Below are 13,253 nucleotides of genomic sequence, written 5' to 3' on the forward strand. Positions count from 1 at the left end.
TCCAGAAGGTCCGCGCTGCCGAGAACGCCTGGAACAACCGCAATCCCGAGGCCGTCTCGCTCGCTTACACCCCCGACACCCGCTGGCGGAACCGCGACGTCTTCGTCACCGGCCGGGACGAGGTGGTCGCGTTCCTCGCCCAGAAATGGGAGCGCGAACTCGACTACCGGCTGATCAAGGAGCTGTGGACCTTCGGCGGCAACCGGATCGCCGTCCGGTTCGTCTACGAGTGCCACAACGCCGACGGCCAGTGGTTCCGCTCGCACGGCAACGAGAACTGGGAGTTCGACGAGAACGGGCTGATGCGGATCCGCCGGGCGAGCATCAACGACCAGGCGATCGCCGAGTCCGACCGGCTCTTCCACTGGGACGCCCCCGGACCCCGGCCCGACGACCACCCCGGCCTCACCGACCTGGGCCTCTGAGCCCGGCACGGACCGTGGTCTGAGGAGGCAACCGAGGCCTGAACCACGGCGAAAGGTTGCTAAGTAGGCCCGGGCTACCAACTTCGGGCCCACAGGCTGCATGATGAGCGCAGAGGACCACTCCAGCCACGGGGTGCCTTGGTGATAACTCATGTCTGGAGCCCCGATGGCGGAGTTCGAATTTGCTGTGCCAACCTCGGCCGACACCTTCGCGCGGCTTGCCGTCGAACTGCATGACGCACCGGGGGTCGAGGAGACAGTCGATGCCGTGGTCCAGTTCGCCCTGCAGGCGCTGAACTGCACCTATGCCGGCGTCGCTCTCCACAGCCGCGGTTCCCGTGCCAACATCGTGGCCGTCACCGACCCGATCGTCGCCGACATCTTCGAGCGCCAGATCAGTACTGCGAACGGCCCACTGGTGGTCGCCCTGCGGGACCGGACCACGATCCTGATCCGCGACACCAAAGTGGACGACCGCTGGCCCGAGTGGGCCGCGAAGGTGGCCGAGCTCGGGGTCCGGAGTGTGCTGGACGTGCCGCTCGCCATCGGGAACGGCGCGGGCCCGTCAGTCGGCGTACTGGGTCTCTACAGCCCTGACGCGGATGCGTTCGGGCAGGACGACGAGGCGATCGCGCACATCCTGGCCCGGCACGCCTCGATCGCCGTGGCCTCGGCACGGCATGAGGAGACGATGGCGCAGGCGGTCGACGCCCGCAAGCTGGTCGGCCAGGCGATGGGCATCCTGATGGAGCGATTCGACGTCGACGGCGACCGCGCCTTCGCCATTCTGAAGCGCTATTCGCAGGACACCAACACCAAACTTCGCGACGTCGCCCAGCGACTTGTCGACACCCGCAAGCTGCCGCACTGAGCAGTCCACCGCTGTCATCTTGATCTTTGTCTCGTTTGGGTGAATAAAAAGAGCGGAACTGGGTACAGCAGGCCAACCGATCTCAACGCCGGGATGAGTGCGGCCAGTACTGCGGGCTGGGTCTCGTCCCGGCGTTTCCAAAGCGTCAGCTGCCCAGAACGAAAGTCTGGATGGCGATCACCGCGGCGCCTCGGGCCCATTCGGTGAAGTCGGGCGCCAGCAGCACGATGGGCGGATCCGGTACGGCGGGGTGGCGGTCGACATGGAGTCCGTCGAGCACTTCTCCATGGGCGACCTCCGCCAGGCGAACGCCTTCGCCGCCGATGATGACGCGCTCCGGCATGGTGAAGTTCGCCGCCGCTGCGATCAGTCGGCCGAGCGCATAACCGGCAGTGCCGATGACCTGGCGGGCAGCTGGATCTCCTGCGGCAGCCAGCTCGAGTGCTTCCTCGTAGCTCACGGACCGGCCGAGCGCGGCACTCACCTGGGTGACCACGGCCTCGGTGGTCAGCAAGGCGCTGGCGCAACCATGGTGTCCACGGTCGCAGCGGGGTCCGTCGGGGACCAGCGGATGGTGGCCGATCAGCCCCAGGCTGGCATCTTCGGAATCGACCGTCTGGTCGTGGACCACGAGCCCGTACCCGATGCCGGCCCCGATGGTGACCAGGCAGAACCGCCCGACCCCGCGGCCCGCCCCGAACCAGTGCGTCGACTCGGTCAGTGCGGTGATGTCGTTCGCGACCACCACCGGCACCTTGGTCAGGTCGGTGACCAACTCGCCGAGCGGCACATCGGTCCAGCCCAGGAACGAGCCCCAGCGCACCTCGGTCTTGTCGACGACCCCGCCACCGAGGGTGACGCCGATCCCGGTGATGCCGCCGCTGTCAGGGACCTCGGCCGCGAGTGATCGAGCCAACTCCGCGACCGTTGCGGCCACGGTCTCCGGCGTGTGGTCCGTGAGTTGCCGTTCTCCGGTCGCGATCACCTCGGCCCGCAGCGTCGTCAGGACGCCGACCGCGTCGTCGCCGGTGAGCTTGATCCCGACGAAGTGGTGGGCGGTCGCGACGATGTCGAGCGGCTGCGAAGGTCGTCCGACCCGCGGATCGGAGGGCCCGGCGGAAACCTCGACCAGCAGGCCCGACTCGAGCATCGGCTTCGTCAGGCGGGTCAGGCTGCCTGCGGACAGCCGCACCCGGCGGGCAAGCTCGGCCCGGGACAACGGCCCGTCGAGCAGGATCTCCAGGGCGAGCTGGTGCGACGGTCCGGACAAGGGCTCCCAGGCACCCGTCACCTAAGCCCCTCTCCTCAGCCGCTCCGCAGCGCAAGGATACGCAACGGCCGCGGCTCCTGCCGTATTTGTGCCGCTTGGGGTGAGCGGGTGGTAACGGTGGGTCTACTGAGACGCCGGTGAAACGGTGGTGCAAGACGATCGGCCAACTCTGTGGTGGGGCACAGAAAGACCGGGGAAATTCATCCATGCGGACGAGGCGGCTAAGACCACGGCACGGCTACTCGTACTACCAAGGTCGTACGGGCGGGGGCGGGAACATCGGGCTGCGGTCCGATGTGGCTGATCGTTGCCGGAAACAACAATGACGGACATGAATCTGGTCCAGAGCCCGGCCCGCCACTGCCTGGGACTCGCCGAGGCAGTGATCGATCTCAGTGCCATTCGGGACAACGTCAGAACCATTCAGCAGCGGCTCGCGCCGGGGACCGAAGTACTGGCCGTGGTCAAGGCCGATGCCTTCGGCCACGGTGCCGTCCAGGTCGCGCGGGCTGCCATCGAGGCAGGCGCGACCTGGCTGGGAGTGGCCCGGGCGGACGAGGCACTGCGGCTCCGAGCGGCCGGGCTGACCGTACCGATCCTGACCTGGCTGTACGACGCGACGGACCTGATGTGGCTCTCCGACGTCGACGTCAGCGTGTCCACCGTGGCCGAACTCCATCAGGTGATCTCGGCGCCGACCGTGCGCAACGTGCACCTCAAGCTCGACACGGGATTGCACCGCGGCGGCAGTTCACCGGACCAGTGGATCGAGCTCACCAGGGCAGCCGCGCACTACGAGGCTCTCGGTGCAATCAGGGTCCGAGGCATCTGGTCCCACCTGTCGCACGGCGACGACGTCGACGCGACCCACAGCCGTCGGCAGCTCCAACTGCTCCGGACCGGCATCACCTTGGCGAAAAGGGCCGGCCTCGACTCGCAGGTCGTGCACCTGGCGAACTCGGCCGGCGCACTCACCCTCGACGCCCCCGACTGCAACCTGGTCCGGATCGGCGCGGCCCTGTTCGGCATCGACGAGGTCGGCGCCGGGCTGCGGCCGCCGATGCGGCTGGTCTCCAAGGTCGTCCAGGTACGCCGGATCCGCCGCGGCGAGGGCGTCTCGTACGGCCATGACCACGTGGCTCCGCGCGACACCACCGTCGCCTTGATCCCCCTCGGTTACGCCGACGGGATCCCCCGGGTCACCGCCGGCCGGGCGAGCGTGCTGATCCGCGGTCGGCGGACGCCGGTGATCGGCCGGATCGCGATGGACCAGTTCGTCGTGGACGCGGGCGACGCACCGGTGGAAGCCGGGATTCCGGTGACGCTCTTCGGCGACGGCTCGCAAGGCGAACCCACCGCGGCCGAGTGGGCCGACTGGGCCGGAACCATCCAGCACGAGATCTACTGCGGCCTCGGGTCCCGGGTGCCGCGTCGCTACCAGGAGGGACAGCGGTGAAGGTTGCTGTGATCAGCGGCGGTGCCAGCCCGGAACACGACGTGTCCCTGGCCAGTGGACAAGGCATCGCCGAGGTCGTCGCGACACTCGGCCATACCGTCGTACCGCTGAAAATCGATGCCCAGGGCAACTGGGCGGATGGCCCGCACGAGGCGATCGGGATGCTGCAGGACTGCGATGTGGTCGTCCCCGCACTGCACGGCGAAGGCGGAGAGGACGGTGTCCTGCAGGGATTCCTCCGCCAGTTGAAGATCCCGTACGTCGGCAGCGGTGTGGCGGCGAGTGCCGTCGGTCTGGACAAGCACCTCACCAAGACGATCCTCCGCGCGCACGGCATCCTGGTCAGCCCGGGAATCGCCTTGCGCGGTGCGGATCTCGGAGATGCCGAAACCGCGATGCAGCAACTGAAGGCGGCCGGGATCGAGTTCCCGGTGTTCGTCAAACCTGGCTCCGGTGGTTCCAGTTTCGGCGTCACCAGGGCGACGGATCTCCCGACCCTCACCAAGGCGATCGCCGACGCGGCCGCACTGGACCGCCAGGTCCTGGTCGAGCAGGAGATCCGCGGTCGCGAGGTCGACCTGGCGGTGATGGAGTTCCCGGACGGACGGATCGAGGCCGCTCCTGCCCTGGAGGTCCACGCGGATCCGGCCGAACCGTTCTTCACCGCGGCTGCCAAGTACACGAGCTCAGCCACCCGCTTCGTAGTACCGGCGCCGTTGGAGCCGGCATTGGCCGCCTCGCTCCGGCGTACGGCGCTCGAGGTGTTCGTGACGCTCGGGTGTGCCGGCCTGGCGCGGGTGGACTTCTTCGTCCCGGCTGACGGACCGCCGGTGGTCAACGAGATCAACACCTTCCCTGGATTCACCCAGGCATCGCAGTTCCCGCAGATGTGGGCCGCGGCCGGGTTGTCCTATTCCGACGTGATTCAGAACCTCCTGGAGACCGCATATGCCCGTGCTCATGAGTGACGACCGGATCACTGAGATCCCGGCGATCGAAGTCGGTGATCCGCTGGTAGATCTCTACAGCCACGGGATCTCGGCCGAGGGTCGTCAGTTGGTCCGCGAGGGCGTGGCGGATCGACTGGCCGTGGCGGACAGCTTCCTGCCGACCGGCGTTCGGCTGCACGTGGTGGAAGGGCTTCGGCCGTTGCGGCTCCAATTGGAGATCTACAACGGCTACCGGGCTGAGCTGCAACGACTCAACCCGGGCATTTCCGATGCAGAGGTGCACGTCCTGGCCAGCCGGTTCGTGTCACCGGTCGAGGTCGCACCGCACGTCGCGGGTGCCGCGGTGGACCTGACCCTGGTCGGCGAACACGGACCGTTCGACCTCGGCACCCCGATCGACACGACTCCCGAACAGAGCAACGGCGCCTGCTTCTTCGACGCCACCAACATCTCTCGCGAAGCCCGGACGAACCGCGCCCTCCTCGCCGACGTCCTGACAGCGGCCGGCCTGGTGAATTACCCGACCGAGTGGTGGCACTGGTCCTACGGCGACCGCTACTGGGCCTTCATGGAACACCGCGATCACGCCCTCTACGGCCCCACCGAAGCGCCCGTGCCGGCGGAACGATTCTGACGCCTCAAACCGGCACTGGATTCCGCAAGGGAGATGTGTACTAATTGTCAGGGCGTCGGAACTCTGTGGTGATAGAAGCGGGCTATCACGTCATAGAGAGGATCGCCTTGACCCTGCGGTGATGGGCCGCGACCGTAGGGTCATGACTATGGAAGTCACTAATCCGGCGCCGATGCCCCCGGCGGAGCGTCCTCAGCGGGTCCGCGAGATCGCGAACAGCCGCAAAGGGCTGCGGGGTGCGCTGATGCCGATCCTCCACGCGGTGCAGGAGGAGCTCGGGTTCGTCGCCCAGACTGACGTCGCGGTGATCGCGGACGTGCTCAACCTGTCCGTCGCCGAGGTGCACGGCGTGGTGACCTTCTACAAGGACTTCCGACGTGAACCTGCCGGACGGACCACGGTACGGATCTGCCAGGCGGAGGCGTGCCGATCCGTCGGTGCCGAGAAGCTCGCGGAGCACGCGAAGCGCAGTACGGGCGTCGGCTTTGGCGAGACGACGTACGACGGGAGGCTGACCGTCGACGAGGTGTTCTGCCTCGGCAACTGTGCACTCGGTCCCGCGGTCCAGATCGGCGACAAGTTGCACGGCCGAGTGACCCCGGCCCGGCTGGACGCACTCCTCGGGGAGGCACGATGACGACCAAGGTCTTCGTCCCTCGGGACGCGGCAGCGCGATCGGTAGGAGCCGACGAGGTCGCCGAGCGGATCGCCGCAGCGGCCAAGGCGAAGGGACTTGACGTCGAGGTGGTCCGCAACGGATCACGCGGCATGCTGTGGCTCGAGCCGCTCGTCGAGGTGGAGACCGCCGACGGGCGCGTGGGCTATGGGCCGGTCGCGCCTGAAGACGTCGACGGACTCGTCGCGGCAGGAATGCTCGACGGTGTCGGCGACAGCGTCGGCGCGTACCTCGGGCTGGTCGAGGACCTCCCCTGGATGAAGCGCCAGCAGCGGTTGACCTTCGCCCGCGTCGGCGTGATCGATCCACGCTCGGCGGACGACCACGCGCAGTACGAGGGCAATGCAGGCCTCCGCAAAGCACTGAGCATGACGCCGGCCGAGGTGGTCGAAGAGGTAGTCGACTCGGGTCTTCGCGGTCGCGGCGGTGCCGGTTTCCCGACCGGGATCAAGTGGCGCACGGTGCTCGGTGCGGAGTCGGACCAGAAGTTCATCTGCTGCAATGCGGATGAAGGCGACTCCGGGACGTTCGCGGACCGGATGCTGATCGAAGGCGACCCGTTCACCCTGATCGAGGGCATGACGATCGCGGCTCACGCGGTCGGTGCCACCGAGGGCTACGTGTACCTGCGCTCGGAGTACCCGGACGCGATCTCGGCCCTGAACGCCGCCATCGTCACCGCCCGGGACCGCGGCTGGCTGGGTGCGAACATCCTCGGCTCGGGCCTCACCTTCGACCTGCACGTGCGCGTCGGCGCCGGGGCCTACATCTGCGGCGAAGAGACCTCGATGCTGGAGAGTCTCGAAGGCAAGCGCGGGATGGTCCGGGCGAAGCCCCCGATCCCTGCCCTGGAAGGGCTTTTCGGTCGCCCGACCGTAGTGAACAACGTGTTGTCGTTGGCAACGATCCCCACGATCCTGGCGAACGGCGCCGCGACGTACGCGGCGTACGGGATGGGCCGGTCGCTGGGCACGAACGTCTTCCAGCTGGGCGGCAACGTGGCCCGCGGCGGCATCCTGGAGACCGCGTTCGGCATCACGCTGGGCGAGCTGGTTCAGGATCTCGGCGGTGGCGCGGCGTCCGGCCGGCCGGTGCGCGCGGTGCAGGTGGGCGGGCCGCTGGGGGCCTACCTACCGGTCGAGCAGTTCGATCTGCCGATGGACTACGAGGCGTTCGCGGCAGCCGGCGCGATGGTCGGGCACGGCGGCATCGTGGTGTTCGACGAGACCGTGGACATGTCCGCGATGGCCCGGTTCGCCTTCGAGTTCTGCGCCGAGGAGTCCTGCGGCAAGTGCACGCCCTGCCGGGTCGGCGCCGTCCGTGGCGTCGAGACGATCGACCGGATCCGGAACGGCGAGGACCGGCAGAAGAACCTCGTGCTGCTCGACGACCTGTGTGACCTGATGACAGACGGCTCCCTCTGCGCGATGGGCGGCCTCACCCCGCTGCCCGTGCGCAGCGCCGTACGCCACTTCGGAAAGGACTTCGGCTCGTGAGCCTGCTCAAGGAACCCGATTTCGGTACTCCGGCCCGCCCGGGCGAGGCGACAGTCGAGCTGACCATCGACGGTGTATCCGTCGCAGTCCCACCCGGTACTTCGGTGATGCGTGCCGCCAAGCAGGCCGGGCTCGACATCCCCAAGCTCTGCGCGACCGACAGCCTGGAGGCGTTCGGATCCTGCCGCCTGTGCATCGTCGAGATCGACGGCGCCCGCGGCACCCCTGCTTCCTGTACGACGCCTGTCGCGCCCGGCATGGTGGTCCGCACCCAGAACGAGAAGCTGGGCAAACTCCGCCGCGGTGTGATGGAGCTCTACATCTCGGACCACCCGCTCGACTGCCTCACCTGCTCGGCCAACGGCGATTGCGAACTGCAGGACATGGCCGGCGTCACCGGGCTCCGTGAGGTCCGGTACGGCTCCGGCGTGGAGGCCGGCGCGAACCACATGAGCGCGCCGACCGACGACTCCAACCCGTACTTCTCCTTCGAAGAGTCCAAGTGCATCGCCTGTTCACGGTGTGTGCGCGCTTGTGACGAGGTGCAGGGCACGCTGGCCCTCACGATCGAGGGCCGCGGCTTCGACTCCCGGGTCGCCGCCGGTGCCGGGGTCTCGTTCATGGACTCGGACTGCGTCTCCTGTGGCGCCTGCGTGCAGGCCTGCCCGACGGCGACCCTGCAGGAGAAGTCGGTCATCGAGCTCGGCATGCCGACCCGATCGGTCATCACGACCTGCGCGTACTGCGGCGTCGGCTGCTCGTTCAAGGCCGAACTCCGCGGCGACGAACTGGTCCGGATGGTGCCGTACAAGGACGGCGGCGCGAACGAGGGCCACTCGTGTGTGAAGGGCCGGTTCGCCTTCGGGTACGCGAGTCACCCGGACCGCGTGATGGAGCCGATGGTGCGCGACTCGATCGCGGACGAGTGGCGCAAGGTCTCCTGGGACGAGGCGATCGGCTTCACCGCCCGCCGGCTGCGCGAGATCCAGGCGGAGCACGGTCCCGGGTCGATCGGGGCGATCACGTCGTCGCGGACCACCAACGAAGAGGTGTACGCGGTCCAGAAGATGGTCCGCGCGGTGTTCGGCAACAACAACGTGGACACCTGCGCCCGGGTCTGCCACTCGCCCACGGGGTACGGACTCAAGCAGACCTTCGGTGAGTCCGCCGGCACCCAGGACTTCAGCTCGGTCGAAGAGGCCGATGTGATCCTGGTGATCGGCGCCAACCCGACCGACGGGCACCCGGTGTTCGCGTCCCGGATGAAGAAGCGGCTCCGTCAGGGCGCGAAGCTGATCGTGGTCGACCCGCGCAGGATCGACCTGGTCCGCTCGCCGCACATCGAGGCCCAGCACCACCTGCAACTGGCGCCCGGCACGAACGTCGCGGTGGTCAACGCCTTCGCCCATGTCGTCGTGACCGAGGGACTGGTCGACCGTCCCTTCGTCGAAGAGCGGTGCGAGGACTTCGAGCAGTGGGAGCATTTCATCTCGGGGCCGGAGCACAGCCCTGAGGCAGTCGAGGCTGCGACCGGCGTACCGGCCGAGGAGATGCGCGCGGCGGCCCGGCTGTACGCGACGGGCGGCAACGGCGCGATCTACTACGGCCTCGGTGTGACCGAGCACAGCCAGGGCTCGACCACTGTGATGGGTATGGCGAACCTGGCGATGGCGACCGGCAACATCGGCCGCCGTGGCGTCGGAGTGAACCCGCTGCGCGGCCAGAACAACGTGCAGGGCTCCTGCGACATGGGCTCGTTCCCGCACGAACTGCCGGGCTACCGCCACGTCTCCGACGACGGCGCCCGGGACGTCTACGAACAGCTCTGGGGTACGCCGATCCTGAACGAGCCGGGACTGCGGATCCCGAACATGTTCGACGCCGCGATCGACGGGTCGTTCCGCGCGTTGTTCGTGCAAGGGGAGGACATCGCGCAGTCCGACCCGAACATCCAGCACGTGCACGCGGCCTTGGCTGCACTGGACCTTGTCGTTGTCCAGGACCTGTTCGAGAACGAGACGGCCAAGTTCGCGCACGTGCTGCTGCCGGGGACGTCGTTCCTGGAGAAGGACGGCACCTTCACCAACGCGGAGCGGCGGATCAACCGGGTCCGCCCGGTGATGGCACCGATGACCGGCAAGCAGGAGTGGGAGATCATCTGTGAGATCTCCCAGGCGATGGGCTACCCGATGCACTACGACTCGGCGTCGCAGATCATGGACGAGATCGCCATCACCACGCCGACCTTCGCCGGGGTGTCGTTCGACCACCTGGACAAGGTCGGTTCGGTGCAGTGGCCGTGCAACCTCGAGGCGCCGAACGGGACGCCGATCATGCACTCCGAGGAGTTCACCCGCGGCAAGGGCCGGTTCATGGAGACGATGTACGTGCCGACGACCGAGCGGTCCACCCGGAAGTACCCGTTGATCCTGACCACGGGAAGGATCCTGTCGCAGTACAACGTCGGCGCGCAGACGCGTCGTACGGCGAACGTCGCGTGGCACCCCGAGGACATCCTCGAACTGCACCCGCACGACGCCGAGGTGCGCGGGATCGAGAACGACGACATGGTCGCGCTGTCCAGCCGGGTCGGGCGGACCACGTTGCGGGCGGTGCTGTCCGAGCGGATGCCGGTCGGGGTCTGCTACACCACGTTCCACCACCCGGTGACGGGCGCGAACGTGATCACCACGGACAACTCCGACTGGGCGACCAACTGCCCGGAGTACAAGGTCACCGCGGTCCAGGTGGATCTGGTGGTGGAGCCGTCGGCGGCGAAGGAAGAACCCGCGACCGTTGCGGTGGGCAACTGATGAGCGCGACGCTGCTCCCGCCGCAGGTGCGCCTGGCGAACGAGATCGCGCGCCAGTTCGCCCATCGTCCACCGGCCGACGCGGCAACGGCGATCGCCAACCACATCCGCGCGGTCTGGGACCCCCGCATGAAGAAAGCCCTCCTCGAAGCCGTCGACGCCGGCAACGAAGACCTAGACCCAGTAGCCGCCCTAGCAGCCGAACAACTCCGCCCGGCCGCCCAGTGATCCAGACAACCGGCACGCGGCCGGCGGGCGAGGTGTGGCGGCCGGTGATGCAGGGAGCTGTCCGCCAGCCAGCGGGCAGAGCGCTGCGCGCAGCTGCTCTGCGCTTGGCGGGCGAGGTGCGGCGGGTGGCTGGAGTGCGGGCGGTGGGTGGATGAATCAGGTGGCTGGGCTGCGGCGGCATGCCGCTGGGGCGTTGCCGTGGGATGTGGCGCGGGAGTTGGCGCATGCGGCGGCGGTGCCGTTGCGGGCGCGGTCGGTTGTGCTTGCGGAGGCTCTTGGGTGCGTGTTGGCGACTCCGCTTGTTGCCCCGGCTGCGGTTCCGCCTGTGGATCGCGCTGCTATGGACGGCTACGCAGTACGGGGTGCTGGACCGTGGCAGCTGGTCGGGACCGTGCGGGCGAACTCGGAGCTAGCCGGACCGCTTGCGGACGGTGAAGCGTGCAGCATCGTGACAGGAGCCGCCGTACCGCCGGGGACGACCGCGGTCCTGCCTGATGAGGATGCGACTCGTACGGACGTCCAGCTCGTCGGCCTGGTTGAATCCGGTCGGCACATCAGGCGTGCTGGGGAAGAGTGCGCTGCCGGGGAGACCGTTCTGCGCGCGGGCGTGGTGATCGAACCGCAGGTAGTGGGACTGGCCGCCGCACTCGGCCTCGACCGGCTCACCGTGATCCCTCGGCCGCTGGTAGCCGCCTTGGTGACAGGTGACGAACTCGTCCACCGCGGCGCCTCCGGTCCCGGCCGGGTACGGGACGCGATCGGCCCGATGCTGCCGGGCCTGATCGCGCGCGCCGGCGCCAACGCTGCTCCCGTCGTCCACCTGCCTGACTCACGCGCCGCGCTGATCGACTCACTGACGACGACCCAGGCGGACCTCATTCTGGTGTCCGGTTCCTCCGCCTCCGGTCCGGCGGACCACCTGCGAGCGGCGTTGTCGGCGCTTGGCGCTGAGTTACTCATCGACGGCGTCGCCTGCCGCCCTGGGCATCCGCAAGCGCTGGCGCGGTTCGACGACGGCCGCCTGGTGCTCGGTCTGCCGGGGAATCCACTCGCCGCGTTGACGGCGTTCCTGACTCTCGGCGCCGCCGCGCTGCAGCGGCTCCGGGGCGAGAAGCTGCTCAAGTTGCCGGTGGCGACTCTGCCCGGCGGGCTGGCGTGCCACCCGCACAGCACCAGGCTCATCCCCGTCCGCGTTGGGCCCCAGGGCGTAACGTTGGTGGGGCACGAGGGTTCGGCGATGCTGCGCGGCGCTGCAGGTGCGGACGCGTTGGCAGTGGTCGACCCAGGACCTGCGGAGGCGATCGCCGCGCGGCTGTTGCCCCTCGACCCGGGAGCCCGACCATGGGACGTCTGATCGCACGCAAGCCCGTACTGCGCCTCGGCCCGGACGGCGAACGCAAGCGGCCGGACTCGATCGCGGTGGAAGAACCACTGGAGATCCGCGTCGACGGACGCCCACTCGCAGTGACGATGCGGACGCCAGGGCACGACGTCGAACTGGCGCACGGATTCCTGCACACCGAGGGCGTGATCGGCAGCCCCGACGACATCCGCGACGCCCGGTACTGCGACTCCCGCGACGACGAGGGTCGTAATACCTACAACGTGCTGGACCTCGGCCTGGCTCCAGGTGTGCCGTCTCCGGAGACCGGGGTCGAACGCAACTTCTACACGACCTCGTCCTGTGGAGTCTGCGGGAAAGCCTCGCTCGATGCCATCAAGTTGAAGACCCGCTTCTCCCCTGCGGATGACCCGGTCCGCGTGCCACTCGCAGTACTGGCGTCGTTGCCGGACGCACTGCGTGAGAAGCAGGAAGTGTTCGACCGCACGGGCGGTCTGCATGCAGCTGGACTGTTCACTGCGACGGGCGAACTACTCGTGGTCCGCGAAGACGTCGGCCGGCACAACGCCGTCGACAAGGTGATCGGCTGGGCTCTGCTGGGCGGAATGATCCCCGCCCGCGGCTGCGTCCTCGTGGTGTCGGGCCGCACGTCCTTCGAGCTCGCCCAGAAGGCAGTGATGGCAGGAATCCCCGTACTCGGCGCAGTCTCGGCCCCATCCTCGTTGGCCGTCGAACTGGCAGACGAATGCGGCCTCACCCTGGCCGGCTTCATCCGCAACGGCTCCATGAACGTCTACGCCCACGCCGACCGAATCAGCGTGCCTGTGTCGCTCTGAACAAACCAACCACCAACACGTTCGGGTGATTCGCGGGGCAGTGGTGATGTGGTGCGTCGTTTGCATTGGTGATGCGGTTGCGCCGGGGCATTGGCAGTGTGGTTGCGCGGTCTCCGCTGCGGGAGTGTGCTAGTCGACGTACTGGGTATCAAGGGCGCTTCGCGGCCCTTCGGGCTCGAACAAGTTCGACCCTTGACACCCACCACGTCGACCAGGGAAGGACGCAGCTACGCGGATCCGCGCTGACGTGTGAGCCG

At 68.1% G+C, this 13,253-nt stretch carries 12 protein-coding genes; 11 read left to right on the plus strand and 1 reads right to left on the minus strand.

The features are described 5' to 3' along the window. A partial coding sequence (locus VFG33_RS01355) for a nuclear transport factor 2 family protein (protein ID WP_325021466.1) occupies positions 1 to 425 on the plus strand: 425 nt, incomplete at its 5' end. A gap of 166 nt (positions 426 to 591) precedes the next feature. After that, positions 592 to 1,296: a GAF and ANTAR domain-containing protein gene (locus VFG33_RS01360; RefSeq protein WP_325021468.1), complete on the plus strand. Its 705-nt coding sequence runs from the start codon at positions 592 to 594 to the stop codon at positions 1,294 to 1,296. 145 nt (positions 1,297 to 1,441) lie between these two features. Here the strand turns inward: VFG33_RS01360 and VFG33_RS01365 are convergent, their stop codons facing one another. Next, a complete protein-coding gene (locus VFG33_RS01365) occupies positions 1,442 to 2,587 on the minus strand; it encodes an ROK family protein (protein WP_325021470.1) in 1,146 nt (381 codons plus the stop codon). Positions 2,588 to 2,897: 310 nt separating this feature from the next. On the opposite strand from VFG33_RS01365, the gene alr reads away from it, so the two are divergent. The 9 genes from alr (at position 2,898) to fdhD (ending at position 12,996) form a co-directional block, all read left to right on the plus strand. Continuing rightward, complete coding sequence (gene alr, locus VFG33_RS01370) at positions 2,898 to 4,022, plus strand: alanine racemase (protein WP_325021472.1); 1,125 nt, start codon at positions 2,898 to 2,900, stop codon at positions 4,020 to 4,022. Beyond that, positions 4,019 to 4,990, plus strand: a complete 972-nt coding sequence (locus VFG33_RS01375; protein ID WP_325021474.1) for a D-alanine--D-alanine ligase family protein — start codon at positions 4,019 to 4,021, stop codon at positions 4,988 to 4,990. Before alr ends, VFG33_RS01375 begins: the two co-directional genes overlap by 4 nt. Further along, positions 4,983 to 5,606, plus strand: coding sequence for a M15 family metallopeptidase (locus tag VFG33_RS01380; protein WP_325021476.1), 624 nt, complete (start codon positions 4,983 to 4,985; stop codon positions 5,604 to 5,606). Before VFG33_RS01375 ends, VFG33_RS01380 begins: the two co-directional genes overlap by 8 nt. 142 nt (positions 5,607 to 5,748) lie before the next feature. Next, on the plus strand, positions 5,749 to 6,243 hold the full coding sequence (locus VFG33_RS01385; RefSeq protein ID WP_325021478.1) for an NAD(P)H-dependent oxidoreductase subunit E: 495 nt from the start codon (positions 5,749 to 5,751) through the stop codon (positions 6,241 to 6,243). After that, on the plus strand, positions 6,240 to 7,778 hold the full coding sequence (locus VFG33_RS01390; RefSeq protein WP_325021480.1) for a formate dehydrogenase beta subunit: 1,539 nt from the start codon (positions 6,240 to 6,242) through the stop codon (positions 7,776 to 7,778). The genes VFG33_RS01385 and VFG33_RS01390 overlap by 4 nt, the downstream gene beginning before the upstream one ends. Further along, positions 7,775 to 10,591 (plus strand): formate dehydrogenase subunit alpha, encoded by a 2,817-nt coding sequence (fdhF, locus tag VFG33_RS01395; protein ID WP_325021482.1) that lies wholly within the window; start codon positions 7,775 to 7,777, stop codon positions 10,589 to 10,591. Before VFG33_RS01390 ends, fdhF begins: the two co-directional genes overlap by 4 nt. Continuing rightward, the gene (locus VFG33_RS01400; RefSeq protein ID WP_325021485.1) at positions 10,591 to 10,818 is read left to right on the plus strand and encodes a formate dehydrogenase subunit delta; all 228 of its coding nucleotides are present in this window, start codon (positions 10,591 to 10,593) and stop codon (positions 10,816 to 10,818) included. Before fdhF ends, VFG33_RS01400 begins: the two co-directional genes overlap by 1 nt. A gap of 151 nt (positions 10,819 to 10,969) precedes the next feature. Continuing rightward, entirely contained in the window at positions 10,970 to 12,172 is a 1,203-nt protein-coding gene (locus VFG33_RS01405; RefSeq protein WP_325021488.1) for a molybdopterin molybdotransferase MoeA, read from the plus strand. Continuing rightward, on the plus strand, positions 12,160 to 12,996 hold the full coding sequence (gene fdhD, locus VFG33_RS01410; RefSeq protein WP_325021490.1) for a formate dehydrogenase accessory sulfurtransferase FdhD: 837 nt from the start codon (positions 12,160 to 12,162) through the stop codon (positions 12,994 to 12,996). The genes VFG33_RS01405 and fdhD overlap by 13 nt, the downstream gene beginning before the upstream one ends. Positions 12,997 to 13,253: the final 257 nt, after the last annotated feature.

The sequence above is a fragment of the Kribbella sp. genome, from assembly GCF_035687465.1.
GTDB lineage: Bacteria > Actinomycetota > Actinomycetes > Propionibacteriales > Kribbellaceae > Kribbella.